The organism is Streptomyces sp. NBC_01707 (assembly GCF_041438805.1).
GTDB lineage: Bacteria > Actinomycetota > Actinomycetes > Streptomycetales > Streptomycetaceae > Streptomyces.
The window spans coordinates 7631852-7657387 of the sequence record NZ_CP109190.1 but is presented as its reverse complement, the minus strand read 5'-3'; the positions used below and the strand labels follow the sequence as shown (position 1 = coordinate 7657387).

At 71.1% G+C, this 25536-nt stretch carries 22 protein-coding genes; 10 read left to right on the top strand and 12 right to left on the bottom strand.

Features of this window, described 5'->3' with window-relative positions:
• The 6 genes from OG963_RS34335 to OG963_RS34310 form a co-directional block, all read right to left on the bottom strand.
• A complete protein-coding gene (locus OG963_RS34335; protein WP_093929986.1) occupies positions 1 to 1422 on the bottom strand; it encodes a CitMHS family transporter in 1422 nt (473 codons plus the stop codon).
• A gap of 121 nt (positions 1423 to 1543) precedes the next feature.
• The gene (locus tag OG963_RS34330; RefSeq protein WP_371799793.1) at positions 1544 to 3823 is read right to left on the bottom strand and encodes a molybdopterin oxidoreductase family protein; all 2280 of its coding nucleotides are present in this window, start codon (positions 3821 to 3823) and stop codon (positions 1544 to 1546) included.
• Between the two features lie 179 nt (positions 3824 to 4002).
• The gene (locus tag OG963_RS34325) at positions 4003 to 4623 is read right to left on the bottom strand and encodes a TetR/AcrR family transcriptional regulator (protein ID WP_093775028.1); all 621 of its coding nucleotides are present in this window, start codon (positions 4621 to 4623) and stop codon (positions 4003 to 4005) included.
• A 46-nt stretch (positions 4624 to 4669) separates the two neighbouring features.
• The gene (locus OG963_RS34320) at positions 4670 to 5953 is read right to left on the bottom strand and encodes a hypothetical protein (RefSeq protein ID WP_093775026.1); all 1284 of its coding nucleotides are present in this window, start codon (positions 5951 to 5953) and stop codon (positions 4670 to 4672) included.
• The gene (locus OG963_RS34315; protein WP_256223586.1) at positions 5950 to 6807 is read right to left on the bottom strand and encodes a cupredoxin domain-containing protein; all 858 of its coding nucleotides are present in this window, start codon (positions 6805 to 6807) and stop codon (positions 5950 to 5952) included. Before OG963_RS34315 ends, OG963_RS34320 begins: the two co-directional genes overlap by 4 nt.
• Complete coding sequence (locus OG963_RS34310) at positions 6804 to 8981, bottom strand: right-handed parallel beta-helix repeat-containing protein (protein ID WP_093775024.1); 2178 nt, start codon at positions 8979 to 8981, stop codon at positions 6804 to 6806. The genes OG963_RS34315 and OG963_RS34310 overlap by 4 nt, the downstream gene beginning before the upstream one ends.
• 176 nt (positions 8982 to 9157) lie before the next feature.
• Here OG963_RS34310 and hmgA point away from each other — a divergent pair, with 176 nt between their 5' ends.
• From hmgA to OG963_RS34295, 3 genes are all read left to right on the top strand, one after another.
• Positions 9158 to 10495 carry a homogentisate 1,2-dioxygenase gene (hmgA, locus tag OG963_RS34305; protein ID WP_093775022.1) on the top strand — a complete coding sequence of 446 codons (1338 nt, stop codon included), beginning with the start codon at positions 9158 to 9160 and terminating at the stop codon, positions 10493 to 10495.
• Positions 10496 to 10558: 63 nt separating this feature from the next.
• Complete coding sequence (locus OG963_RS34300) at positions 10559 to 11344, top strand: GntR family transcriptional regulator (protein ID WP_176902238.1); 786 nt, start codon at positions 10559 to 10561, stop codon at positions 11342 to 11344.
• A 72-nt stretch (positions 11345 to 11416) separates the two neighbouring features.
• Positions 11417 to 12634, top strand: coding sequence for a type ISP restriction/modification enzyme (locus tag OG963_RS34295; RefSeq protein ID WP_093929982.1), 1218 nt, complete (start codon positions 11417 to 11419; stop codon positions 12632 to 12634).
• A gap of 124 nt (positions 12635 to 12758) precedes the next feature.
• On the opposite strand, the gene OG963_RS34290 is transcribed toward OG963_RS34295, so the two are convergent.
• Entirely contained in the window at positions 12759 to 13466 is a 708-nt protein-coding gene (locus OG963_RS34290; RefSeq protein WP_093775018.1) for a TetR/AcrR family transcriptional regulator, read from the bottom strand.
• A gap of 64 nt (positions 13467 to 13530) precedes the next feature.
• Between OG963_RS34290 and OG963_RS34285 the strand changes: the two genes are divergently transcribed.
• A complete protein-coding gene (locus OG963_RS34285) occupies positions 13531 to 14508 on the top strand; it encodes an ATP-binding cassette domain-containing protein (protein ID WP_371799792.1) in 978 nt (325 codons plus the stop codon).
• Positions 14505 to 15332, top strand: a complete 828-nt coding sequence (locus tag OG963_RS34280) for an ABC transporter permease (protein ID WP_093775014.1) — start codon at positions 14505 to 14507, stop codon at positions 15330 to 15332. Before OG963_RS34285 ends, OG963_RS34280 begins: the two co-directional genes overlap by 4 nt.
• Before the next feature lie 99 nt (positions 15333 to 15431).
• Here the strand turns inward: OG963_RS34280 and OG963_RS34275 are convergent, their stop codons facing one another.
• Positions 15432 to 17177 (bottom strand): amidohydrolase, encoded by a 1746-nt coding sequence (locus tag OG963_RS34275; RefSeq protein ID WP_319326877.1) that lies wholly within the window; start codon positions 17175 to 17177, stop codon positions 15432 to 15434.
• Between the two features lie 190 nt (positions 17178 to 17367).
• Here OG963_RS34275 and OG963_RS34270 point away from each other — a divergent pair, with 190 nt between their 5' ends.
• Positions 17368 to 17550 (top strand): hypothetical protein, encoded by a 183-nt coding sequence (locus OG963_RS34270; RefSeq protein ID WP_030918145.1) that lies wholly within the window; start codon positions 17368 to 17370, stop codon positions 17548 to 17550.
• Between the two features lie 78 nt (positions 17551 to 17628).
• Here the strand turns inward: OG963_RS34270 and OG963_RS34265 are convergent, their stop codons facing one another.
• Positions 17629 to 17892, bottom strand: coding sequence for a hypothetical protein (locus OG963_RS34265; protein WP_030918142.1), 264 nt, complete (start codon positions 17890 to 17892; stop codon positions 17629 to 17631).
• 278 nt (positions 17893 to 18170) lie between these two features.
• Between OG963_RS34265 and OG963_RS34260 the strand changes: the two genes are divergently transcribed.
• Positions 18171 to 19811: a serine/threonine-protein kinase gene (locus OG963_RS34260; RefSeq protein ID WP_093775010.1), complete on the top strand. Its 1641-nt coding sequence runs from the start codon at positions 18171 to 18173 to the stop codon at positions 19809 to 19811.
• 18 nt (positions 19812 to 19829) lie between these two features.
• Here OG963_RS34260 and OG963_RS34255 read toward each other — a convergent pair whose 3' ends face one another.
• Positions 19830 to 20639 (bottom strand): SGNH/GDSL hydrolase family protein, encoded by an 810-nt coding sequence (locus OG963_RS34255; RefSeq protein ID WP_093775008.1) that lies wholly within the window; start codon positions 20637 to 20639, stop codon positions 19830 to 19832.
• 264 nt (positions 20640 to 20903) lie between these two features.
• Here OG963_RS34255 and OG963_RS34250 point away from each other — a divergent pair, with 264 nt between their 5' ends.
• Positions 20904 to 21998 (top strand): DUF5925 domain-containing protein, encoded by a 1095-nt coding sequence (locus tag OG963_RS34250; RefSeq protein WP_256223584.1) that lies wholly within the window; start codon positions 20904 to 20906, stop codon positions 21996 to 21998.
• Between the two features lie 170 nt (positions 21999 to 22168).
• On the opposite strand, the gene OG963_RS34245 is transcribed toward OG963_RS34250, so the two are convergent.
• Positions 22169 to 22543 (bottom strand): GntR family transcriptional regulator, encoded by a 375-nt coding sequence (locus OG963_RS34245; protein ID WP_093775006.1) that lies wholly within the window; start codon positions 22541 to 22543, stop codon positions 22169 to 22171.
• Positions 22544 to 22611: 68 nt separating this feature from the next.
• Between OG963_RS34245 and OG963_RS34240 the strand changes: the two genes are divergently transcribed.
• Positions 22612 to 23532 (top strand): GNAT family N-acetyltransferase, encoded by a 921-nt coding sequence (locus OG963_RS34240; protein ID WP_093775004.1) that lies wholly within the window; start codon positions 22612 to 22614, stop codon positions 23530 to 23532.
• On the top strand, positions 23513 to 24022 hold the full coding sequence (locus OG963_RS34235) for a DUF402 domain-containing protein (RefSeq protein WP_093775002.1): 510 nt from the start codon (positions 23513 to 23515) through the stop codon (positions 24020 to 24022). Before OG963_RS34240 ends, OG963_RS34235 begins: the two co-directional genes overlap by 20 nt.
• Here the strand turns inward: OG963_RS34235 and OG963_RS34230 are convergent.
• Entirely contained in the window at positions 24019 to 25497 is a 1479-nt protein-coding gene (locus OG963_RS34230) for a methyltransferase domain-containing protein (protein ID WP_371799791.1), read from the bottom strand. The two genes, OG963_RS34235 and OG963_RS34230, sit on opposite strands and share 4 nt — an antisense overlap.
• Between the last annotated feature and the right edge of the window lie 39 nt (positions 25498 to 25536).

Below are 25536 nucleotides of genomic sequence, written 5' to 3'. Positions count from 1 at the left end.
TCAGATGATGCCGAAGAGGAGGCCGGCGCAGAGCACCACCAGTGAGGTGAGCGCGGCCCATTTGACGGTAAACCTGGTGTGGTCGCCGAATTCGACCTTCGCCATGCCGACGAGCACATAGACGGCGGGGACCAGCGGGGACGACATGTGGAGCGGCTGGCCGACCAGGGAGGCGCGGGCGATCTCCAGCGGGGAGACACCGTGGGCCGCGCCGGCCTCGGCGAGCACGGGGACGACGCCGAAGTAGAAGCCGTCGTTGGACATGAAGTAGGTGAGCGGGACGCTCAGGATGCCGGTGATGATCGCCATGTGCGGGCCCATGCCGTCCGGGATCGCGCCGACGAGCCAGTCCGCCATGTGCTCGACCATGCCGGTGCCGGAGAGCACGCCGGTGAACACGGCGGCGGCGAAGACCATGCCGGACACGTTGAGGACGTTGTCCGCGTGGGCCGCGATACGGGCCCGCTGGTCGGGCATGTGGGGGAAGTTGACCGTGAGGGCGAGGGCAGCGCCGAGCAGGAAGAGCACCGGGATCGGCATCAGTTCCGTGATCATCGCGGTGAGGAGGGCGACGGTGAGCCCGGCGTTGAACCAGTAGAGCTTGGGCCGCAGGGTGGCACGGTTCGGGTCGAGACCCTTGAAGCCTTCGTCGTCCGCGTCGCGGTGGGCCGCTGCCTCGGGCTCGACGTCCGTGCCCGTACCGGCTCCGCCGGAGGTCTTACGGGTGCGGTCGCTGTCGCCGGCCGCGCCGCTCGCACCGACGAGGACCGTCTCGGGCTCCTGGGACACTGCCTCGTCGAGGGTGAGGAAGCCCAGCCGCTTGCGCTCGCGCCGGCCGAGGACGACCGCCAGGAGGATGACCGCGAGCAGTCCGACGCCGAGCGCCGGGATCATCGGGACGAAGATGTCGCCCGCGTCCAGCTTGAGCGCGGTGGCGGCGCGGGCGGTGGGACCGCCCCAGGGCAGGGTGTTCATGACACCGTTGGCCGTAGCGGCGACACCGGTCATCACGACGAGGCTCATCTTGAGGCGCTTGTAGAGCGGATACATCGCCGAGACGGTGATCATGAAGGTGGTGGAGCCGTCGCCGTCCAGCGAGACGATCGCGGCGAGCACCGCCGTACCGACGACGATCCGCATCGGGTCGGCCTTGCAGAAGCGCAGGATGCCCCGGACGATCGGGTCGAAGAGGCCGACGTCGATCATCACGCCGAAGTAGACGATGGCGAACATCAGCATCGCGGCGGTCGGGGCCAGGTTGCCCACGCCGTCGATCACGTAGTCACCGAGCTTGGCGCCCTGTCCGACGGCGACACAGAACAGTGCGGGGATCAGGACCAGCGCCGCGATCGGCGACATCTTCTTCATCATGATCAGGACCAGGAAGGTCGCAATCATGGCAAAGCCGAGGATTGTCAGCATGTGGGATACCTATCGTTCACCCTTGAACTCCCACCGGAGTCGGCGGTCCGGATGACGTTAGGTCGCCCCTCATAGCGTTAACAAGACGTTGACATGTGAGCAATACGAGCAAAACCCCAGGTCAGTGACTTGGTGCGGCGCTGGGGGCCACCGCGACGGGGATGCCGTTGAGGACGGCGGTTCCGGACAGCGGGTCGAGCAGGGTGCCGTCGAGGAGCTGGTTGACGTTGACTCCGGGGACGGCGGACGCGACGGACGTCCGGGTGCCTGGCCGGTCGTGTCCCCAGCCGTGCGGAAGGCTCACCACTCCGGCCCGGATGCCCTCGGTGATCTCCACGGGTGCGGTGAGTGCACCGCCGGCCGCGGTGATCGTGGCGGGGGCGCCGTCCGCCAGTCCGAGCCGGACCGCGTCGTCCGGGTGCATCTGGAGGGTGCAGACGTTGGAACCGCCACCGAGCGAGGCGACGTTGTGCATCCAGCTGTTGTTGGAGCGCAGATGGCGGCGGCCGACGAGGACGAGCGAGTCGGCTCCCGGCCGGTCGGAGAGCGCGGTGCGCAGCCTCGGCAGGTCGGCGGCGATCGCCGCGGGGAGGAGCTCGATGCGTCCGCTGCGGGTGGTCAGGACCTGCGGGATGCGGGGCCGGAGCGGGCCGAGATCGATGCCGTGCGGATGAGCGAGGAGCCGGTCCAGGGTGAGGCCGTCGGGGTCGGCGCCGAAGCCTTCGCCGTACGGGCCGAGGCGGAGCATCAGGTCGAGGCGGCGTTCCGGCCCGGTGCGGCCGGTGAGCGCGGCGGCCAGTTCGGCGGGGGTGCGGCCGTGCACGGGCGAGAGAGGATCGACGACGGCCTTGGCCAGCGCCCGGTCGATGATCATGGCGTCCACGGCGGCCACGGCGGACCGGTCGGCTCCGCGCATCCCGGAGACGGCGAGGACGAGCCGCGCGAGGATCTCGCTCTCGTCGAGGAGGCCGTCGTCGAGCGGGACCGCGGGCCGGGTGTAGCGGACCTGGTTGCGTACGGCGAGTGCGTTGAACGCGAAGTCGAAGTGGGCGCTCTGCGACGGCGGCGGCGGGGGCAGCACCACATGGGCGTGGCGTGAGGTCTCGTTGAGGTACGGGTCGACGCTGACCATGAAGTCCAGCCCGGTCAGGGCCCGGTCCAGGCGGTCGCCGTCGGGTGCGGAGAGCACGGGGTTGGCGGCAAGGACGATCAGGGCGCGGATCCGGTCGCCCCCAGGGGTCTCGATCTCCTCGGCGAGTGCGGCGACGGGCAGTTCGCCCTTGGCCTCGGGGTGCCCGGAGACCCGGCTCGTCCAGCGCCCGAGGGCGAAGCCCTTGCCGGGAGCGGCGGGCCGCGGGGCGCGGGCGGTGGCGGAGAGCGGGAAGAGGGCGCCACCGGGGCGGTCGAGGTTGCCGGTGAGGATGTTGAGGATGTCGACGAGCCAGCTGGCGAGGGTGCCGTGCGCCACGGTGCAGCTGCCGATGCGCCCGTAGACGGCGGCGGTGGGGGCGGCTGCCAGCTCCCGGGCGATCGTACGGATGGTCGGGGCGTCCACGTCGCATGCCTCGGCGACCGCCTCGGGGGTGAACTCCCGTACGGCGTCTGCCACTTCGTCGAGCCCTTCGAGATGGTCGGCGAGCGTACCGGGGTCGGTGAGCTTCTCCTCGAAGAGTACGTGGGTGAGCGCGGCGAGCAGGAGGGCGTCGGCGCCGGGGCGGATGGCGACATGCCGGTCGGCGAGGCGGGCGGTCCGGGTGCGGCGGGGGTCGACGACCGTGAGGGTGCCGCCGCGACGACGCAGCGCCTTGAGCCGGCCGGGGAAGTCGGGGGCCGTGCAGAGGCTGCCGTTGGATTCGAGCGGGTTGGCGCCGAGGAGCAGCAGATGGTCGGTGCGGTCGATGTCCGGCACCGGGATGGCGTTCGGGTCACCGAAGAGCAGTCCGCTGGAGACGTGTTTGGGCATCTGGTCGAGGGTGCTCGCGGTGAAGAGGGCCCGGGTGCGGAGCGTGGCCAGCAGGGTGGGCGGATAGAGCGCACCGGCCATGGTGTGCACGTTCGGGTTGCCGAGGACGACACCGACGGACTGCCGCCCGTGCTGTTCGGTCAGTGCGGGCAGGGCTGCCGCGATCGCGTCGAACGCCTCGCTCCAACTGGCCTCCTGCAGCACGCCGTCCTTGCGGACGAGGGGGGTGCGGAGCCGGTCGGGGTCGGCGTCGAGCCCGCCGAAGGAAGCGCCCTTGGGGCAGATGAAGCCCTGGCTGAAGACGTCGTCCCGGTCGCCGCGGGCGCCGGTGACCCGTGTCCCCTCGACGGTGAGGGTGAGTCCGCAGGTGGCTTCGCACAGGGGGCAGATACGCAGGGCGGTGCGGGACTCGCGGGAACTGCTGGAGTCGTGCGGCATGGGCCCTCCCCGGGGCGGCGACAGCGGAGACGCGGGCAAGCACGGCCGAGCATACCGACCGGTACGCATGGTGGGGAGGTGTTGTCGCGCCGATGTTGCCGGGCAGGGGATCTCGTCGGATGTCCGCGAAGTGGGGCGCGGTGGGTCGTGCTGCCGTGAGGTGGCGCGCGGCGCCGCGTTCAGTCCAGGACCCGGGCCAGGTACGCCTGGATCAGGATGCGCGTCTCGGCGACGATGGCCTGATCGCCCGACGGCTCGTTGCGGAAGGCGAGTTGGAGGAGGGCGTCGGCGGCTTCGACGCAGACCAGGATCGTCCGGAGCAGATCTCCGTCGGGGGTGCGCCCCAGATGGCCGGAGAGCAGGTGGGTCAGCCGGTCCGCGACGCGGTGGTTGGCGTCGGAGGCCGGGTCCTCCACGGGGGCCGGGGCACCGAAGTCGACGAGCGCGAAGCCGGGGACGGAGCGCTTCATCTCGAGGTACTCGTCGAGCACGGCGTCGATGGCGCTGCGCCAGTCGGCGGCCGGGATGGCGGCCAGGCGGCCGGTGATGCGCTCCGCGTAACTGTCCAGGTTGCGCCGGGCCAGGGCGTCGGCGAGGGCCCGCTTGTTGGAGAAGAACCGGTAGACGGATCCGATCGGGACTTCCGCGCGTGCGGCGACGGCCCGGGTGGAGAGCTGCTCGTAACCGGTCTCGTCGAGGAGTTCTGCGCAGGCGTCGAGTATCCGGGAGAGGCGTTCGGCACTGCGCTGCTGCACGGGGGCGCGGCGGAGGTTCGTATTCGCATGGGGCACGGGCTCCATGATGCCGTGGCTCTCCTCTGCGGGACGTGCGGGTGCGCACCTGCGGTCAGGCCAGGAGCAGGGTCAGCCCGCCGATGGTGTACGCGATCATCAGGGCCAGCAGGGGGAGTTGCCCCGCGACGGCGCGAGCGGGCGGGAAGAGGCGGACGGACCGGTCGTGGGCGGCGACGACGCCGAGGACGTGCCCGATGACGATGGCGGCGACCTGGAGCGTGGCGATGCCGCCGGGGGTCAGGGGCGGTTCGGGCGGGACCGGATCGTCGGTGCCGAGCGCCACCATGACCGTGTGCGGCCCTTCGGTCACGAAGAGTGTGAAGTAGTGGGCGACGAGATAGCCGAGGGCGATCGGGACGAGCGAGTGCGCGAAGGCGGTGAGGGGGTCGCGGAGTTGACCGGAGATCAGCCGGGTGGCACCGGCGCACAGGGCGTACAGGGTGGCGACGAGGACGACGGCGGCGAGCAGTCCGAGTGTGGCCGCGGTGGTGCGCCCCAGGGGTGAGGTCTGGACGGTGGTGATCCAGGAGGGGGCGTCGGAGAAGCCGTCGTAGGCGGTGGAGCCGAGCATGACGCAGACGGTCGCGACGAGACCGGGAATCTGCGGGACGGCATCGAGTCCGTTGAACGGGGAGCGCAGGACGAGTCGTCGGTCGGCGGGCCGGCGGCCGAGGGGGGAGAGACGGGCGAGCAGACCGGAGTACACCTCGAAGGCGTCTGCGTGGTCGAACCAGCGGGCGCCGTGGCGGGCGGCGCCCGCGAGGTGGACGACGCCGTGGAGCACGAAGAAGAGAAGCAGGGCGGTGGACGACGCGGGGTCGGGGGCGACGAGTTCGAGCCAGGTGAAGGCGAGGAGTCCGACCGCGGCGGGCCACAGGCCGAGATGTACGGGGAGGGGGCGACCTGCGGCCGGGTCGCGGCCGAGTGCGCGGCAGACGAGGAGGTGGAGCGTGCGCAGGGGGTTGAGGAGTCGCCAGACGGGGCCGAGGAGGAGCGAGGCGGGGACGAGCCCGACCCAGAGGAGCACATAGACGATGCCCGCGGCCGGGTTGTGCTCCGGCCCGTTCGGGCCGAGGAGGAGGTGGAGGAGGACGAACAGGGCGGCGGCCAGGCCGAGGACGCGCGCGGCCATGCGGGTGGGGCGCGCGTCGGCGAGGCGCTGGAGGGCGACCGGGAGCGGGCGGCCCGCCCGGTCCCCGCGGAATCGGGAGGCGGACCAGAGCAGGCCGAGGGCGAGAAACGACACGAAGAGGGCGGCGAACGCACCGGCGAACGCGTAGAAGGGGGACAGCGGCAGATCGTGCTGGGAGCCGATGCCGTGGGCGAGGACGCTCACCGTACGACGAGCTGGGTCAGGAGCAGTGCGGACTCATGGGTCTCGACCTCGAAGAGCCCGGTGCGGTCGGCGGTGAGGGCAAGGGTGGTGGTCCGTCCGGCGGGCAGGCGCGCTTCCTTGTCGTAGCCGTGGACGTGGAGGGTGTCGGCGTGGTCGGTACGGACGCGCAGCTCGATGCGCTGCCCCTTCTTGATCTCGATACGGCCGGGGGCGGGGCTGACCTTGCCGTGAGAGATGACGATCTCCAGAGTCCGGTCGGGGCGGGGCTCGGCGGACGGGAGGACGGAAGGAGTGGTGGTGAGCGGGGTGGTGGCCTGGATCGGGGTGGAGTGCACGGCCCAGGCGGTGTGATCGTCGGCGTACAGCCGCGCCGTGAGGGTGCGGCCGCCGCCCGCACCACGGACGAGGGAGCGGGGGAGGTGGTACCAGGGGCCGTAGAGCCTGGCCAGTGGGTGACCGTCGAGAAGGAGCAGGGCGTGGCCGCGTCCGGGGAGTGCCGCGCCGCCGACGCTGTCCGGGGTGAAGCTGAAGTTCCGTACGGAGATGTGGACGTTCCACCCGTCCTCGGAGTCCGGCCGTACGGCGACGGTCACGGCGGGGGCGCCCTCGGCGTCGACCTGCCGGAGCCGGCGACCGGATCCGTCGTCGGCAGCGAGGAGCCGTCCGACGCTGCCGGTGGCCTGTTCATGACTGGTGCCGGGTCGGTGATGGGTGGTCGCCCGCCCGCCACAGGCACTCGCACCGCCCACGAGGACTCCTGCGGTGAGGATGGCGACGGTGAGCCGGCGGAAGGCCGTGCGCGCCGTGCGCCTGTTGAGCCTGCTGAGCCGCAGGCGCCTGCGGGGTCGCTTCATGCCGGGTCCCGATCCTGTGCGGAGCTCCGGTCGGACCCGGAATGCGCGTCCGGCCCGGAAGCCGCCGATCCGGACCCCGCATCCACCCCGGCCCTCGCCTCGTCGCCGCCATGTGCGTCCGCCGCATCATCGGCCTCCGGGTCCGAGTCCGGCCCCGCGGCCGTCCCCTTCCCCACCGCGGGACCACCGTGGCGCGCCGAGGCCACCACCGCCCACAGCACCCAGATGACGCCGAGGAGACCGCGCACCCAGGCCGGGCCGATCGGGATCCACGGGATCATCAGGACGGCCTTGTCGAAGGCGTCGAGCAGGGTCAGGACTCCCAGCACCGTCGTGGTCCAGCCCAGTCCGGGCCGCTCACCACGCAGTACGAGCCCGATGCCCGTCCACCACGCCCCGGTCAGCAGCAGCGCCACCGCGGGCAGATAGGAGGACGCGAGGCCCGTCGTCGCACCGGCCACATCCAGCGCGAGGCCGATCATGCCGAGCACCGTGGCCGCCGTGGCCGGCCGGCTGTGCCGCAGGCGGCGCCACCACAGCACCCCGCCGACCAGCACGAGCACCAGGGCGACACCCAGCGCGATCTGCACCTCGATGCGCTCGATACCGCGTGCGCCGTACCAGTCGCAGCCGGCCGGCAGCCGCCGCGCCCGCACGTCGTAGTCTGCGCAGACCAGCAATTGGGCGAGCTTGACCGGTTCGCCCACCAGTCGATCGGTGCGGCCGGAGACCGTGCCGCGCGCCGCCCCGCACTCGGGAAGCGAGCGCGGTGTGGACGGTCCGGTGTCCGACTGCCAGCAGTTGCCTTCGCCTTGGCCGTCCCACCACACATCGGTGCGGTTGGGCCGGGAGCGGCCCGCCTTGTCCGTGCCGAGGTGGTTGCCCGCGTACCGGTTGTGGTGCGAGGTGTCGACCTGCTTCGCCAGGGCGTTCTCGCCGCGGATGAAGGCGGGGACGGCACTCAGGAAGAAGGCGGCGCGGCGCTGACCGTAGATCCAGTTGTTCTCGTAGATGTTCCAGTTGCCGCCCGCGGTGATGATTCCGGTGCCCGGCGGCATGGAGATCTGCGGGCAGACGACACCCTCCTCGTAGCCGCGCTCCACGGGCGGTTCGGCGCAGGTGCCGTCGGCGACGTACGGGTAGTAGTCGGCGTTGTTGTCGTGGATCAGGTTGCGTTCGAACCGTGCGTGGTTCTGCGGGAGGCCAGGGTGGCCCGGGAAGGCGCTGTCCATGGAGGCGCCGCCCATGTTGTGGTCGAACTCGTTGTCGTGGACGTGGACGGAGTCGCCCGCGGTACCGGAGTAGCCGACCATGTTGTGGTGGCTGCGGCAGCCGGTGATCTCGATCGAGTAGCGCGGCACGTCGTAGCGGTATCCGTCGTTGATGTCCGACGCGCTGCCGGGGTAGATGCCGGAGTCGCCGTTGCCGTACGACTCGCAGTTCTTGTACAGGCCGTGGTCACTGGCGAAGGTGAGGAAGCCGTACTCGTCGTTCCACCGGGTGAGGACGTCGTCGATGACGAAGCCGTCCTGGGCCAGCACGTACAGCGAGTTGAACGTGGTGCGCTGGGCGGTGAAGTTCTTGAAGTAGATGCCGTCGGAGCCGTCCGCGCGGATCGCGTTGAGCTTCTGGTACTTGGCGTCGATGACGACGTCGGTGCGCGCCGCCCCGGTCCCCTCGATCTGGAGCTGCTTCTTGCCGAGGATCGCCACCAGGTTCTGGTTGTGCGGACACTGCTTCTGCTGCGCGTACGACAGGATCTGGTAGCCGAGCTTCGAGTTGGGCGCCTTGAGCCTCGCGCACTCCCCCGTCGGTCTGGGCAGCGAGGGCTCCTCCTCGTACAGGCCGGGCAGGATCGCGATGTTCATACCGGGTCTGCCGACCTGGTCGACGGCCTGTTGCAGGTGGCGGTAGCCGGACTTCCGGCACCGGTCGAAGAGTTCGAGATTGCGTGCCCGGAGCTTCGCCGGAAAGCCGGATATCCGGCGTTCGAAGTCGGCCCGGTCGCTCTTGCAGACCAGCAGATCCGGTTCGCCGGCGCGGTGGACCGGGACACTGCCGGAACCGTCGGGCAGCGTCACCGGCCGTTCCTCGTGTGCCTGGGCGGCCGGGGCCGCGAGGAGTGCGGCAGCCAGTGCCACCAGGACCACCAGAAGTCTTCGTGTCCACGACATGTGCGGGAGAGTAGAGCATTGTTCAACTTTTGGAACCCCCTTGGGCGCGACGGACCGAAAGATTTCCGGCGCGACCCGCCCCGAATCCGCGACGCGCCACCACCCCGCCCCGTTGACGTGCCCCGATCTGATTCCTACGGTGACCCATAGGATTTCTTCGGCACCGGGAGCGCGGCATGGGCGGCACCAGCGGCATCGAGCAGGCGAGGAAGACGGCGGAAGCGCTTGCGCACTCCCCCGGTTTCGGCAATGAGCACAGCTCCGAGGCGGTGCCGGGGGCGTTGCCGCACGGCCGTAACTCGCCGCAGCGAGCACCACTCGGGCTCTACGCCGAACAGCTGAGCGGCTCGGCCTTCACCGAACCGCGCGCCCACAACCGCCGTTCATGGCTCTACCGGATCCGCCCCTCGGCCGCCCACCCGCCGTTCGTCCGGATCGAGAACGGCGCGGTGCGTACCGCCCCCTTCACCGAGTCCGTCGCCGATCCGAACCGGTTGCGCTGGGACCCGCTCCCCGAGCCCGCGCCCGGTACGGACTTCCTGGCAGGCCTGTGGACCCTCGGCGGCAACGGCGACGTCACCCAGCGCACGGGCATGGCGGTGCACCTCTACCACGCCAACACGGCCATGACCGACCGGGTGTTCAGCGACTCGGACGGCGAACTGCTGATCGTCCCGGAGCGCGGCGGCCTGCTGCTCCGTACCGAACTGGGCCTGTTGCGCGCGGACCCCGGCCACATCGCGCTGATCCCCCGAGGCGTCCGCTTCCGCGTGGAACTCCTCGACGACTCCGCCCGCGGCTACGTCTGCGAGAACTACGGTCAGCCGTTCACCCTCCCCGACCTCGGACCGATCGGCGCCAACGGCCTCGCCAACGCCCGGGACTTCCTCGCCCCCGTCGCCGCGTACGAGGACGAGGACCGGCCGGTCCAGGTGATCAACAAGTTCTGCGGAAACCTCTGGGCCGCGACGTACGACCACTCACCGCTCGATGTGGTCGCCTGGCACGGCAACCACACCCCGTACGTCTACGACCTGCACCGCTTCAATGTCATCGGCTCCATCAGCTACGACCACCCCGACCCGTCGATCTTCACCGTGCTGACCTCGCCGTCCGACACGCCCGGTCTGGCCGGTGTGGACTTCGTCGTCTTCGCGCCGCGCTGGCTGGTCGGCGAGGACACGTTCCGGCCGCCGTACTTCCACCGCAACGTGATGAGCGAGTACATGGGGCTGATCGAGGGCGCGTACGACGCGAAGACGGCCGGCAAGGGCGGCTTCGTGCCGGGCGGCGGCTCGCTCCACAACATGATGTCGGCGCACGGCCCGGACCGGGAGACCTTCGACCGCGCGAGCGCCGCGGAGCTGAAGCCGCAGAAGATCGACGACGGTCTTGCCTTCATGTTCGAGACCCGCTGGCCGGTCACAGCGACCGGGCAGGCGGCAACCGCAGACCATCTGCAGCGCGGGTACGACGACGTGTGGCAGGGTCTCGAACGCAACTTCCGGCCATAGGCGAAGCCGCCCTTTCCGGCCCCCGCTCGTCGCGTCCGCAGTGTCGCAGTACGGAGAGTCCAGGTGACCCAGGTGCCTCAACTGCCCCAGACGTCCCAGGTGACGGCCTTCGCCCCCGACTCGCTGGTGCTGAACCGCAAACTGCCGCTGTGGTACCAGGTCTCGCAGTCCCTGCGTGCCTCCATACTCGGCCGTGCCCAGGACGCCTCGCTGCGGCTGCCGACCGAGGAACAGCTCGCCGCGCACTACGGCGTCAGCGTCCTCACGATGCGGCAGGCCCTCAAGGAGCTGGAGACGGAAGGACTGATCAGCAGGCACCGTCGGCGCGGCACCTTCATCGAGCCGCGCGCCCGGCGGGTGTCACCGGTGCGGCTGCTCGGCTCGATCGATGCGATCGTCGCCCAGCAGTCGGGCGAGCGGACCACGGTTCTCGGCCATGGTCCGCAGGCACTGAGGGGCGATCTCGTGGAGTACTTCCCGGAGTGCACGGAGGTGGTCGGCTACCGGCGGCTGCGCTGCGACGACGACAGCGGTGAGCCCACCAACTGGGCGGAGAACGCCGTGCATCCCGAGGTCGCGGCCCGGCTCGATGCCGCCGACCTCGAACGCTGGCCGATGACCAAGGTGCTGCGCGACCGCGTCGGTGTCCGGATCGCGCGGATCACGGACACGGTCGAGGCACGGCTCGCCGACCCGGTCACCGCCGAGCTCCTCCAGGTCCCGCTGCTCAGCCCGATCCTCTTCTACACGGGGGTGACGTACGACGAGAGCGGCCGGGTGGTGGATGTGGCGCAGATCCGGTACCGGGGTGACCGGTTCTCCTTCTCGGTGACGGTGGAAGCACACTGACCGGCCACCCTCCCGCGTCACGCCGTTACGATGCCGGGGGCGGGCAGACGTGGCGACGGGGAGGACGACACGGTGGCAGCACGGGCGGGCGCCGGAGCCGGCGGGGACGACGACATCCCGTTGCTCGACGACCTCATGCCATGGTCCGTACGGCCCTTGCGTACCGGGCGCCCTTGGGTGACGGCTCCGGACACCGCTTCGCTCAAGGCCCGTTGGGCGCGGCTGGTGCGCGCCGAGGGAGCCGAGCGCGAACGGCTCTTCGGGCCCACCCGTTCCCGTGGTCCACAGACTCCGGTCGCGGCGCTGCCCGGACAGTCCACCTCCACCGCCCGGTTCGCCCGGGAGTCCGGCCCGTGCCCCGAGCCGGTACGGATCCTGCACGGCCCGTTCGACGAGCAGTGGCTGATCCCCGACCACCGGCTGATCGACGCCGCCCGCCCGGAGCTGTGGCGGGTCGCCGACAGCCACCAGCTTTTCGCCGTCGAGCACGGGTACGTACCGCAGGACGCCGGACCCGCCCTGTCCGTGACGGCACTGCTGCCCGACGGCCACTCCCCGGCGGGCCGCCCCGGGCGGATCCGGCCGCTCTACCGGCGGCCCGGTGGACTGGAACCCAATCTGGCGCCCGGTCTGCTCGGGCTGCTGCGCGCCCGGCACGGGGACGCGGTCACCGCGGAGTCCGTGCTGGCGTGGATCGTCACGGCGGCCCGCCACTCCCCCGCCGGGTGTGTCGTACCGCTGCCCGCCGACACCGCACGCTGGTGGGCCGGGGTGGAGCTGGGCCGGGAGCTGTTGCGGCTGCAGTTGCGCGGTGCCCGTGGCGGGGAGCGCCCCCGGCTGCCCGGCGGGCGGCGCCCCTATGTGCGGGCCGCGCTGCCGGCCGCGCCGGCCACGCTGGAGTACGACCCCGACGACGAGGCGCTCCTGCTGGGTACCGGACGCATTTCGCCGGTACCGGCGGGGGCCTGGGAGTTCCGGGTGGGCGGCGTGCGGATGCTGGAGCTGTGGTTCGAGCGGCGGGCCTCCGCGGACGGGGCGGACGGCCTGGAGGCGATACGGCCCCGGGACTGGCCCCGGGAGTGGACCTCGGAGCTGCTGGAACTGATCACCGTACTGGCACTGCTCACCGAACTCCGGCCTCGGCAGCAGGCGTTGGCCGACGGCCCGCAGCTCGCCACCGGTGACCTGCGGACGGCCGGTGTCCTGCCGGTCGCGGCGACGGCCCGTCGGCCCGCGTCGGTGCTCGACCATCAGGAGGAGGGGCCGGACGGGCAGTTCGCGCTGCTGTGACGGCTTCGGGGTGCGTCCGCGCCGGTGCCGTGTCAGCCACGGTTCGCCCCGGTGCGACGCCCGGCACGCACTGATGCGGCACCGGACGCCGCTCCTTGGCGGGCGAACCCTGACTGATGCGGCACTACCGGTCGAACGAGTCCAGCACCCGGTGCAGTGCCCGGTCGAAAACACCGTCCAGATCGATCGGCCCGGGGTCCTCGGCGAATCCCGCCGCCATCCGCGGATACTTCCCGGTCGCGATCTGGCTGATCAGATAGCCGGTGCGCGCGGCGTGCTCCTGCTCCTCGGACCAGGGCAGCGACCGACTGCGTTCCGCCGTGGCGATCTCGTTGGCCACATAGGTGGTCACCACGCCGTTGACCATGGCGATGAGTTCCATCTTCTCGCCGAACCGTGCGTCGACCCCGTCCAGGCAGCTGAGTGTGTACTCCAGATACCGCAGCGCGTTCGGGCTGAAGCCGTACACGGGTGACATGAGCCGCGGCACCCACGTGTGGCGGTGCATCATCTCGCGGGCCTGATGGGCCAGCGCGACGAGGTCCGCGCGCCAGTCGCCGGACGGCTCCGGAAACTCGTACCCGCCGCTGACCGCGTCGAGCATCAACTCGTGCAGGTCCTCCTTGCGGGGGACGTAGTTGTAGAGCGACATCGTGCCGCAACCGAGCTCCGCCGCGACCTTCCGCATGGACACCGCGTCGAAGCCCTCCGCATCGGCGATACGGACGGCGGCCGCCGCGATGTCGGCGCGGCTGAACGCGGGCCTGGGGCCGCGGCCCGCACGCTCGGGGCGCGCCCAGATCACTTCGGGTACAGCGGGTCGCCCCACCATCGATCATCACCTCGTCCACCATCCTAGTTACGTACACCGTACGTAGTGCGATACGGTAGGCCGCATGACAACTACGTACGCTGTACTTAGTGAAGGTCTGGAGAAAAACTACGGCGCTGTCCATGCGCTGCGCGGGCTCGATCTCGCTGTCGCCGAGGGCGCCGTCTGCGGAGTGTTGGGGCCGAACGGCGCGGGCAAGACCACCGCCGTCCGGGTGCTCACCACACTGACCGCCCCGGACGGCGGCAGCGCCAGGGTCGCCGGGCACGACGTGGTGCGCGAGGCGGCCTCGGTACGCGCGGCGATCGGCGTCACCGGGCAGAACTCCTCGGTCGACGGCGAGCTCACCGGCAGGCAGAACCTGCGGCTCTTCGCCAAGCTCCTGCGGTTCCGCGGCGAGGCCGCGCGCATCCGCGCGGACGAGCTCCTGGAACGCTTCGAGCTGACCGACGCCGCCGACCGCCCGGCCCGCACCTACTCGGGCGGCATGCACCGCCGCCTCGACCTCGCCGCCAGCCTGCTGACCCGGCCGAGGGTGCTCTTCCTGGACGAGCCGACCACCGGACTCGACCCGCACAGCCGCAACCAGATCTGGGCGGCGGTACGCGAACTGGCCGGCCGGGGCACGACCGTCCTGCTCACCACGCAGTATCTGGAGGAGGCCGATCAGCTGGCCGACGACATCGTGCTGATCGACCGGGGCCGGACCGCCCACCGCGGCACCCCCGCCGAGCTGAAGGCCCTCATCGGTTCGTACGCCGAGGTGGTCGTCCCCCAGGCATCGGCGCTGATCCCGGCGGCGGCCGTCCTCGACCAGCTCACCGGCACCGAACCGGTGCTCGACCACGAGCGCCGCACCGTGGGCGCCGTCGCGACCGACACCACACTCACCCTCCCCCGTATCGTCCGCGAACTCGACGCGGCCGGGGTACCGCTGATCGACGCGAGCCTGCGCCCGCCGACGCTCGACGAGGTCTTCCTCCGCCTGACCGGCCGCGGCGACGGCCGCACCTCCCCGCCCCTGAAGGAGACGGCAGCATGAGCAGCACCGTACTGGCCCATGAGCAGCGCACCGGACCCGCCACCAGCACCCTGGTCGCGGACACCCTGGCCGTGCTGGGCCGCCATCTGCAGCGGATCAAAGCCGCCCCGGGCGTGGTGATCCTGACCCAGACCATGCCGATCACGATGCTGCTGTTCTTCGGCTACGTGTTCGGCAGCGCCCTGGCCATGCCCGGCCAGGAGTACCGCGCCTTCCTGGTGCCGGGTCTGCTCGCTGCGACGGCCGCCAACGGCATCATGACCGGGATGTTCCAGTCCGCGCAGGACTGCCACCGCGGGGTGATGGACCGGTTCCGCACACTGCCGATGAGCCGGCCCGCCGTGCCCTTCGGCCAGACCGCCGCCGATCTGCTGACCACGGCCATCGGCATGGTCCCGCTGATCCTGGTCGGACTCGCGGTCGGCTGGCGGATCGAGGGGAGCCCGCTCGCCGCTCTGGGCGCCTTCGGGCTGCTGCTGCTCCTCCGGTTCGCCACGTCGTGGATGGGCTGCTGGCTGGGCCTGCTGATCCGCAACGAGGAGGCGGCCGGCCAACTGGGCAGCGCCACCTTCGTCCTGCCGCTGCTGTCCGGTGCGTACATCCCGACCGACAACCTGCCGGGCTGGCTGCGGACGGTCGCGGAGTGGAACCCGATCAGCGCCATGGCCGCCGCCACCCGCGACCTGTTCGGCAACGCGTCACCGCCCGCCGACGCCGCCTGGCCGGTCACCCACCCGGTGGCGGGCTCACTCGCCTGGTCGGCGGTGCTGCTCGCGGTCTTCGTCCCACTGGCCGTACGGCGCCATGCGCGCGGCGGCGAGTGACCCGGGCCGGCTCCGGCGACCCTTGAGCAGCGTTCCCGCCGCCGGGCAGGCGACACCCGGCGCCGGGGCATGCCGCGCACACGCCCCGGCGCCCGCCCGCTACTTCTGCGGTGTCAGCTCCGGTCCCAGCGAGGAGAACTTCTCGTGCGACACGACCCGCTTCGGCGGCCAGGTGATGTTGTTCGGCGGCCACTTCTGTCCGGTCTTCTTCAGGAACCAGGCCGGCGGCTCGTACATCGGCGGCTCATAGCCTTCCGGCAGCGCCGTCTTCCACTCCAGTCCCTTGGTGCGCTCCGTGAACTCGGCCTTGATCGCCTTCAGCCGCTCGGGCTGCGTGAGCAGATCGACCGCGGTCGCCGCCAGATACTTCGCCGCCGCGAGCACAGCCGCCTGACCGGGAGCGGCGGCCGCGCACGCGGCCGTGGACCAGGTGTGCATCTTGGTACCGATCGGGGCCAGGGCCGCGCCCATCGACACGGTCGGCACATTCCAGCTGATGTCCGCGACATCGGTCGAACCACCACCCATGAAGACCGGGTTGGGCGGGGTGAGCGCGCCGACCTTGTCGTGCATGCCGGCCGCCGGCAGTCCGAGTGACTCCTGGAGTTCCTTCGCCAGCGCGTGCGCCTCGTCGGTGAACGCGGGCGGACCGATCTGCGTCATGTTCTCGTGCAGCAGTTCGGCGAAGGACTTCGACGGCAGCTGGTTCCAGCAGGCCGAGGTGATCCGGTGTCCGACCGTGGTCTGACTGGCCTTCGCCGCCGCTTCGGAGACCGCGATCACCTTGTCGAGCAGCACCTGTACGCGGGCCGGGCTGCCTTCGCGTACGTAGTACGAGATCTCGGCGATCTCCGGGGTGACATTGGGTATGTCGCCACCGTTGTTGATCACCCAGTGGAGCCGGCCCGACGGGGCGAGGTTCTCCTCGCGCAGGAACTCCGACATCGTCGCCATCATCACGGCGGCGTCCAGCGCGCTCTTGTTGCCGAGCGGCGTGCCGCCGTGTCCGGCGACCCCGAGGAAGGTGAATGTCACCGCCGTCATCGCGGTGGTGGTGCCCCAACCGGTGGCGTTGGCCGTGGACGGATGCCAGTCCAGGAAGGCGTCCAGGCCGTCGTACACGCCCTTGCTGACGGCGTACGTCTTGCCGATCAGCGCCTCCTCGGCAGTCGAGCCGAAGAACTTCACGGTGACCGGCAGCCCGTGTTTCTTCGCGGCCCGGGCGACGGCTGCCGCGGCGGCCGCCGCGGCCGTTCCCAGCGCGCTGTGCCCGCAACCGTGGCCGGGACCGTAACCGGGTGCGAACGGGTCGTGGATGTACTCGCGCGGGTCGTGGTGGCCGACGCCCTTGTTCTGCGAGAGGCCGGGCAGCGCGTCGTACTCCCCGCTGAAGCCGAGGACCGGGCCGCCGCTGCCGTGACGGAACGTGGCGGTGAACGCGGTCGGGAAGCCCGCGGTGCCGAACTCGACGTCGAAGCCCGCCTTCTCCAGGAACCCGGCCTCGGCCAGAGAGGAGTTCCACTCGCGCAGGCTGAGCTCGGCGTGGTCCCAGATCTCCGCGTTGAGCCCGGTGATCCGAGCGCTGTTGCCGTCGATCCAGCCCAACGCCGCCTGCTTGGCCGGGCTGTCCTGCGCAAGTCCCTTCGGAGCCTCGTAACCGTCGTCCGCCGCGGCGTCGGCCGCCTCGGAGGCCGCGGCCATCGCCGGGTCGGCGTCGGCCGCCATCACTGCGGTGGTCACCCCTGCCGCGCCGAGCATCTGCATGATCCGTCTCCGGCTGAGGACCGGTCCGGCTGCCATGGCCGCTTCGTGCGCGTGCTCGTGCTGATCGTGCAGGTCACACATGTACGCCTCCGGGGGTGAGGTGCCGTGTACGTGCCAAACGATCAGCACCCTGGCCCTGGAAGTTTTCGACGTCAACATCTCGTGACGAAAAAGTTGTTACGTACACGGGCTCCCGCACACCCGCCGTCGGCCCGTACGACGCACCACGGGTACGGCATCGACCCGGCGGACAGGCGCCGGGTCGAATGCGATGCGGGCATGCGCCGCGGACCGTGCTGCCACCGATCACGGCGCCGGCCGGCACCGGGCGGGGTGGGGGCCGGGAACGAGGACCGAGCCGGCGCTCGGCGAGCACACCGAAGCGCTGCTGCGGGCCGCGGGGATGACGGACGAGCAGGGAGCAGCGCTGCGCCGGGACGGTGTGATCGCCTGAGCGGCCCGAGCGGTGGGCCGGATCAGTCAGGGACGAGCGATCTGTAAGGGGCCGGAGCGGTGGTGACGGTCCGTCGGGTCAGTGGCGGCCGCCGAAGAGCGAGCGTCGCAGTCGCCGTAGCGGCGCGAAGAGCGAGACACGCGCGCTCTTGCTCCGACGGGTGTGCGCGGCGTCGCGCGAGGTGAGCTCGAGCATCAGCAGCGTCGCTTCCGCGGCCTCACCCTGCGGGACGGCGGGGCCGCCGAGCACTGCGAGATGGCGGTCGAGGCGCGAACTGGTCGCACTGCTCCCACATGTGATGGCAGGCACACGCGGCCTGCTGCGCATCGCTATCTGTTCCATGTCACTCCCCACCCGTACGAGGGCACCCGGCCCGGGCAGGTTAACCCTATCCCCCCACTATGACACTCGTGTATCCCGGTCGTCGGATTGAGCACACACATACGGAGGTTGACGACCGGGCTCATAATTCGCTCGATTCCAGGGCGAGTTGGACAGATCGGGAGCGGTTGCACCGCAGCGGCGGATTGTTGCGCAAGGGGGTCTGGAACGGGCCGGTCTGAGCTAGCGTGGAGAGGTTTCCGCCGTGCTGCCGCCACTCCTGCGGATGGAGGATCACCGTGAGCGAAGTGCCGGGCGACGACCGACTGATCGCGGGCCGCTACCGCCTGCTGGGGCCCCTGGGCCAGGGCGGGATGGGGGTCGTGTGGCGGGCGCGCGACGAGGTGCTGGGGCGCGAGGTCGCCGTGAAGGAGGTCCGCGCCCCGTCGGGGCTCGCCTCCTCCGACGTACAACGGCTGTACGCGCGCCTGGAGCGGGAGGCGTGGGCGGCGGCCCGGGTCTCGCACCGCAACGTGGTGACCGTCTACGACGTGGCGACCGAGGACTCCCGCCCGTGGATCGTGATGGAGCTGATCCGCGGACTCGCGCTCTCCGAAGTACTGGACGCCGAGGGGCCGATGACCCCTCAGCGGGCCGCGCGCATCGGCGCGGAGGTGCTGGCCGCGCTGCGCAGCGCCCATGCCTCCGGGGTGCTGCACCGCGATGTGAAGCCCGGCAACGTGCTCCTCGCCAACGACGGGCGGGTGGTGCTGACGGACTTCGGGATCGCCATGGTCGAGGGGACGTCCGCACTCACCATGACGGGCGAACTGATCGGCTCCCCGGAGTTCCTCGCGCCGGAGCGCGCGCTGGGGCGCACGCCGGGGCCCGAGTCGGATCTGTGGTCGCTCGGAGTGCTTCTGTACGCCGCGACCGAGGGCAATTCGCCGTTCCGTCAGAACACGCCGCTGAACACCCTGCGGGCGGTGGTCGACGAAGAGCTGCCGCCACCCCGGCGGGCCGGCCTGCTCGGCCCGGTCGTCGAGGGGCTGTTGCGCAAGGATCCCGCCGACCGGCTCTCCGCCGAACAGGCCGAGCACGAGCTGCGCATCATCGCGGCGGGCGGATCGCCGCGCGCCACCGGGGCGGGCACGCCGGATCCGTACGCTCCGACGACGACGGCCGACACCATCACACCGCGGGCACCCCTTCCCGTGCCCCCGCCCCCCACCTCCGAGCTGTCCACGACGGCCGAAGTCACCCCCGGCGGTCCGCCGCGCCGCGCGGTCACGCTGCTCGCCGTGGGCGTGGTGGTGCTGCTGCTGGCGGTCGGCGGGATCATCTGGACGCTCGCGGACCGGGGCGACGACGGCGACACGGGAGGCGCCACGGGCAGCGGCCCGGGTGCGACCAGCAGCGCTCCGCACACGACGCCCGCCGCACAGGAGGCTCCCGGATCCGCCGGAGCACAGAGCGGCAGCAGCTCCACCGGCGACGGCGACACCGCGGGCGAGGCCGTGGGCGGCGGAAGCAGCCACAGCAGTACGAGCAAGCCGCCGCCGCAGACCGTGACGGTGTATCTCACCTCGGTGCGCGGCAGTTACGAGGGCGGTTGTCCTCCCCCGCACGCATCGGCGCCCGCGGTCGAGGCGACCGTGACGGTGGGGCGTACGCCGGCGACGGTCGAGTACCGGTGGGTGCTGAAGGACGGTACGAGTTCCGATCCCGGCTGGCAGTCGCTGTCCTTCGGTTCCGGAGACGGGCGCGCGAAGCAGCTGTCGCACACGGAACTGACCTACCAACAGGACACCACGTATCACGGAACGATCACGCTGGAGGTCAGGAGTCCGGTAGCGGTCACCTCGAACGGGGTGGAGTTCTCGGTGACCTGCCGGACGGAGACCCCGTCGAGCGGGGCCTCCTACCCGGCGGAGGACTGACCCGGACGGTCCGCCCGGTCAGGCGGCGGAGCCGAAGGCGGGCAGGTAGCCGCCCGACTGTCCGGCGGCGGTGGGGTGGTACGACTCACCGATGTTGAGCCAGTTGAGGCTGTGCAGCCATGCACTGCCCGAGCAGATCTCGTGCCCGGTGAACCTCCCGGTGACATCACTGAAGGTGAAGCCGTGGTCGGCGGCACGCTTGGCGGTTGCCGCGTTGAGGTAGTCGGACGCGCTGTTGATGGCGGAGCGCTCGGTCTCGCTCAGACCGGCGATGCAGCTGCCGCCGAGCTTGTAGAAGCGGGGGTATCCGAGGACGACGACATGGGCGGACGGCGCCTTGGACCTGATCGCCGTGTACACCGAGTTGAGCTTTCCGGGCAGGGTGGTGTCGACGTAGCTGCGGGCTGTGGCGATCCGGCTGAGACAGGTGGACTCCGACTGGAGCACGCAGGTGGTCATGACATCGGCGAAACCTGCGTCGTTGCCGCCGATGGAGATCGAGACGAGGTCGGTCGAGGAGTTGAGCGGGGAGAGCTGTCCAGCCGTCACATCGTCGGTACGGGCACCCGAGCAGGCGGTGAAGGCGAACGACGAGGGCGAGTTGGCGTTCGCCCAGAGGGCGGGGTAGGCCTTGGTGCTGCGCTTGCAGTCACCACTGGCACTGTCGTAGCTGCCGGACCCGACCCCTGAGGAGTACGAGTCGCCGAGGGCGACGTAGTCGACGGCCTGGACGGACGATGCGGCGTTCGCGGTGGCTGCCCCGGTCAGGGCGAGTACGGCACCTAGCAGGAGCGAGGACGAGAACGCCACAAGTCTGGACATTTTCATGGAACCTCCCTTGGACCGAACCGGCAGGATCTCTGCCTACTCAGTGGTAGCAGCAGCACCGCCGGTCCGGAAGTGTCCATGCCAAGTCGATCGGACGAGCGCTTCCTGACGGCCTTCTGAGGTCCCGTCACACCGGAATCCGACATCCTGCGCACCGGCGGACAAAGTCGCTACCGCGGAGTGAACGGCCCATGTACGGGCCTGTTGACGGGAGGTGGCGAAACCTGGGTGCGCCGGGTGCCGCCGTGCCGGATCATGGGCGCCATGTCTGCCAACCCTGAGGCCGCTCTGCCGATCCGGCTCACCGTCGACGACAGCGACTCCCCTGCCGACGTCGTCGACGCGCTGTTCCTCGGCCGCTTCGCGACGGGCGAGCAGCCGTACTCGCACAGTTCCTCCCTCGACCGGGTGAAGTCCGCGGCAACGCTGCTGCCGCCCGCCGCCAAGGTGCTGCGCGCCGCCCGCGACGACGACCGCAGCGCCACACTCGCCGAAGGCGACGGCTGGACACTCCTCATCTCGCGGTGGAACCGCGGCGCCGACGTCACCGTCACCGCGACCACCCCGGAGCTGGCGCAGCAGATCCTCGACCAGGCGACGGACGGCGCCCAGGACGAACCGGAACCGCAGCCCGAGAACGTGACGATGGGCTTCTGGTACGTCTCGCCACGCCGTGGCCCGCACCGCACCACCCGGCAGATCGCCGCCGGCACATGGGACGAGGTGCGCAACAACTACACGGCACCGGTGGCCGATGCCATGGACCGGCTGATGAAGGTGACGCCGGACGACATCGCGGGCCGGCTGCTCCTGCTGCACGGCCCGCCCGGCACCGGCAAGACATCGGCGCTGCGCACGCTGGCGCGGTCCTGGCGGGACTGGTGCCAGGTCGACTGCGTACTCGATCCGGAGCGGCTCTTCAACGACGTCGGCTACCTCATGGACATCGCGATCGGCGAGGACGACGGCACGACCAAGGGCCGGTGGCGGCTGCTGCTGCTGGAGGACTGCGACGAACTGATCCGCGGCGAGGCCAAGCACACGGCGGGCCAGGCGCTGTCGCGGCTGCTGAACCTCACCGACGGGCTGCTGGGCCAGGGCCGCAACGTACTGGTGGGGGTGACGACCAATGAGGACCTGGAACGGCTCCACCCGGCGGTGGTCAGGCCCGGCCGCTGCCTGGCCCGGATCGAGGTGGGCCCGTTGAGCCGCCGGGAGGCAGTCGCCTGGCTGGGTACGGAGGAGGGGCTCGGCCGGGAGGGCGCGACGCTGGCCGAGCTGTACGCCCTGCGGCGTGGCACCGGTCCGGCATCGGTACCGAAGCAGGACGCGGGCGCGGACGCGGGACTCTACCTCTGAGGTGTTGTCCTCAATCGCCGGACAGGCATGCGATCAGGCCCGTCCGCCGGTTGGGGACGGCCTTCGACGCCGTCCGGCGTCCGGCGTCCGGCGTCCGGCGTCCGAGGGGATCTTCGGGCCCGTCCGGCACTCGATGCCGGAACGGCTGCCGGACGGCCCGGGTCGCCCTGTCAGCCCTCGTACGCCACCCGCACGGCATCCTCCGCAAGCGACGCCGCGCGGGCGCGGGACAGCCCGAGCCGCCTCGCCTGCTCCGCATACTCCCGTGCCGCAGCGGCGGCCTTGCGGTCCGCCGTATCGCCCGCGGCGGCGATGAACGTACCGTTGCGCCCGCGGGTCTCGATCACCCCGTCCGACTCCAGCGCCCGGTACGCCTTGGCGACGGTGTTCGCGGCGAGACCGAGCTCCTCGGCGAAGCCGCGTACGGTCGGGAGCCGGTAGCCGACGGGCAGTTCTCCGGACCGGGCCAGTTCGGAGATCTGCGTGCGCAGTTGCTCGTACGGGGCGGTGCCGGCGTCGGGATCAATGGCGATCTTCAAGGTCACGGACCGATTCTCCCCCACCGCCGGAAATTCGGAGGCGACCGGGCCGGATCGCAACGTACCGTCCGGCCATGACTGTCATCGTGCGCGACTTCCTGCCCACCGACGCCGAGGCCTGGGTACGGGTGCGGCGAGCCGCACTCCCCTACATGGTGACCACGCCCGAGCAGGTCGTCTTCGAACAGGCGACCGCTCACCCCGACAAGCGGTACCGGCTGCTGATCGCCGAGGAGGACGGGGAGATCATCGGCACCGCGCAGGTCGGTATCGCCTACGACAGCCCGGAACCCGGCCAGGGCTTCTGCAATCCCTACACGCTCCCCAGGCGGACGGGCCGCGGGGCGGGCTCGCTGCTGGTGCGCACCGCCGAGGAGTATCTGGCCGGTGCCGGGGCCGTCGCCGTCTACACCTGGGTGCTCGACGAACCGGCGAGCCGGGTCTTCGCCGAGAAGCGCGGCTACACACCGAGCCGCCCGGCCCACTTCCTCCATCTCGACCTGGCGCACGGCATCCTGCCGCCCCGTCAGGAGCTTCCGTCCGGTGTGGAGCTGCGTACGGCAGCCGACTTCGCCGACGACCCGCGGCCGCTGTTCGAGGCGGACGCCGAGTCCACGGCCGACGAACCGAGCGACACCCCGGCCGAACTCGCGGACTACGAGGACTGGCTGCAGCACACGTGGAACAACCCCGGCCTCGACCGGGAGCTCACCTCGGTCGCGGTGGTGGACGGACAGGTGGCGGCGTTCAGCGCCGCGGAGACCGACGGCCTGACCCGTTACTGGTCGGGGATGACGGGCACCCGCAGGGCGTACCGCAACCGGGGCCTGGCAAAGCTCGCCAAGAACGACTCGCTGCACCGGGCGCGCGCGGCCGGCTACACGGACGCGTACACCGGCAATGACGCGGAGAACGGCCCGATGCTGGCCATCAACACGTGGTTCGGCTACCGGATCTGCGCCACGGAGGTACGACATGTACGCAAGCTCGGTTGAGGTCGCTCTGGTCAAGGCGGGCCGGACGAAGATCCGCTACCCGGCGGACGTCGTACGCGACGACGGCACCCGGGTGACGGTGACGGCCCCGTGGGCCGCGCCGGGCGTGCGCGACTTCGGCTTCGTACGGTTCGAGCCGGGCGATGTCTTCACCGAGCACTACTGGCGCGACCGGTGGTTCGCGGTGAAGGAGGTCCGCACCGGCGGGGGGACGTTGAAGGGCTGGTACTGCGACATCACCCGGCCTGCCGTGCTGCGCGACGGGGAACTGCTCGTGGAGGACCTGGATCTCGACCTGTGGGTGTCGGCGGACGGCTCCTCCGTACTGCGCCTGGACGAGGACGAGTTCGAGGAGAGCGGCCTGGCCGCACGCGATCCGGCGGCTGCGGATGCTGCCCGCAGGGCGCTGGACGAGCTGGAACGCCTGGCTCTGGCGGGCGGGCTCGCGAGTTTGCTGGCCCTGCCGAGCCCGTCCGGTGACACCCCCTAACGCACCACCAGCTCCACCTCGAATCCCGCCGCGTCCTCCAGATACGCGGCGCAGTGCCCTTCGCCTCCCGCGTACGGGTGGCGGTCGGGGAACAGCAGGCGCCAGCCGTGGTCCGGGGCCCGCCCCACCAGTGCGTCCAGCGTGGCCCGGTCCCGGACATGGAACGCCAGGTGGTTCAGACCCGGGCGGAGCCGGTCGTGCGGCCCCGCGGTCAGATCGGCCGACTGCTCGATCACCAGATAGCTGTCGCCGCGCCGCCAACTGCGGCCGCGCTCCCAGCTCTGGTACGGCACATGGCCCAGCTCGCCGAGCAGCCAGCCCCATCCCGCCTCGGCCGCCGCCAGGTCGGGCACCCAGAGCTCGATGTGATGCACCCCGCCGGTGCCGGCCCCGCCCGGCGGCAGCGGGACCGCGCGGCGGACGCCGTGCGGCTGGTAGGCCACGGTGTCGCCGTCCTCGTGCCAGTGGATCAGGAAGCGCTCCCCCGCCCGGTATCCGTCCAGTGCCGCACGGCAGTACGCGACGATGTCGTCGGGAAGGGAGTCCAGCGGGAACCAGGCGAGTTCCGAGCACTTCTCCGGTTCACGGTTGTACGGCGGGCGGGCGGGGTCGTACTCCGCCTCGAAGAACCAGCCGGTCCGGGGAGCGCCGCCGGGACCGCGGTGCTGCATGACCAGGGCGACCCGCAGCTCGTCCGGGTCCAGTTCGACACCGATCTCCTCGGCGGCTTCGCGGATCATCGCCTCGCGGACGTCCTCGCCGTCCTCCACATGTCCGGACGGGCCGTTGAACAGCCCGTCCGCGTATCCCGTACCGGCGCGGCGGGCGAGCAGGACATCGGGGCCGCGACGGAGAATCAGATGCACATCGACGATCTCGCTGTGCCGGTGCGGCGGCTCGACGCGGGCCAGCAGGGCGTAGCGGTCGTCGTCGACATGCTTGCCCCACAGGTCCGGGTCGTCGGAGAGCCGCTCGTGGTGGATGCGCTCGGTGAGCGGGGCGAGGAGCCCGGTCAGCTGCGCGGCGGAGAGACCCACCCCGCCCCACACCCCTTCGATCATCAGCAGCCGCCCGCCGGGCCGGAGCAGTCCGAACCAGTGGCGCAGCGCCGCCGCGGGGTCGGGCAGCAGCCACACCACATGGCGGACCATGATCACGTCGAACTGCTGCTTCCCGACCGGCGGTCGGGCCGCATCCCCGACCAGCACCTCGGAGCCCGTCCCGGCGAGCTTGGACCGCGCCTGCTCGACCATCCGCGGCGACCGGTCGACGGCGGTGACGCGGTGGCCCTGCCCGGTGACGAGCAGGGCGAGACTTCCGGTGCCGCATCCCAGGTCGAGCACATCCGAGCGCTCACCGGGCAGCCAGCTCTCCAGCCGCTGCGCCCAGGCGTGCCGGACCACCGGATCGAGCAGCCCGTGGTCGGGCTCCTCGTCGAAGGAGTCGGCGGCGGAGTCCCAGTCGATCGTCGTCATGCGCCGATCGTCCCAGCCGCCACTGACGCAGTCGATCAG

Coding starts and splice junctions, on each gene's coding strand:
- OG963_RS34335 (WP_093929986.1), bottom strand. CDS start 1,422: ATGCTGACAATCCTCGGCTTTGCCATGATTGCGACCTTCCTGGTCCTG.
- OG963_RS34330 (WP_371799793.1), bottom strand. CDS start 3,823: ATGCCGCACGACTCCAGCAGTTCCCGCGAGTCCCGCACCGCCCTGCGT.
- OG963_RS34325 (WP_093775028.1), bottom strand. CDS start 4,623: ATGGAGCCCGTGCCCCATGCGAATACGAACCTCCGCCGCGCCCCCGTG.
- OG963_RS34315 (WP_256223586.1), bottom strand. CDS start 6,807: ATGAAGCGACCCCGCAGGCGCCTGCGGCTCAGCAGGCTCAACAGGCGC.
- OG963_RS34310 (WP_093775024.1), bottom strand. CDS start 8,981: ATGTCGTGGACACGAAGACTTCTGGTGGTCCTGGTGGCACTGGCTGCC.
- hmgA (WP_093775022.1), top strand. CDS start 9,158: ATGGGCGGCACCAGCGGCATCGAGCAGGCGAGGAAGACGGCGGAAGCG.
- OG963_RS34290 (WP_093775018.1), bottom strand. CDS start 13,466: ATGGTGGGGCGACCCGCTGTACCCGAAGTGATCTGGGCGCGCCCCGAG.
- OG963_RS34285 (WP_371799792.1), top strand. CDS start 13,531: ATGACAACTACGTACGCTGTACTTAGTGAAGGTCTGGAGAAAAACTAC.
- OG963_RS34280 (WP_093775014.1), top strand. CDS start 14,505: ATGAGCAGCACCGTACTGGCCCATGAGCAGCGCACCGGACCCGCCACC.
- OG963_RS34275 (WP_319326877.1), bottom strand. CDS start 17,177: ATGTGTGACCTGCACGATCAGCACGAGCACGCGCACGAAGCGGCCATG.
- OG963_RS34270 (WP_030918145.1), top strand. CDS start 17,368: ATGCGGGCATGCGCCGCGGACCGTGCTGCCACCGATCACGGCGCCGGC.
- OG963_RS34265 (WP_030918142.1), bottom strand. CDS start 17,892: ATGGAACAGATAGCGATGCGCAGCAGGCCGCGTGTGCCTGCCATCACA.
- OG963_RS34255 (WP_093775008.1), bottom strand. CDS start 20,639: ATGAAAATGTCCAGACTTGTGGCGTTCTCGTCCTCGCTCCTGCTAGGT.
- OG963_RS34250 (WP_256223584.1), top strand. CDS start 20,904: ATGTCTGCCAACCCTGAGGCCGCTCTGCCGATCCGGCTCACCGTCGAC.
- OG963_RS34240 (WP_093775004.1), top strand. CDS start 22,612: ATGACTGTCATCGTGCGCGACTTCCTGCCCACCGACGCCGAGGCCTGG.
- OG963_RS34235 (WP_093775002.1), top strand. CDS start 23,513: ATGTACGCAAGCTCGGTTGAGGTCGCTCTGGTCAAGGCGGGCCGGACG.
- OG963_RS34230 (WP_371799791.1), bottom strand. CDS start 25,497: ATGACGACGATCGACTGGGACTCCGCCGCCGACTCCTTCGACGAGGAG.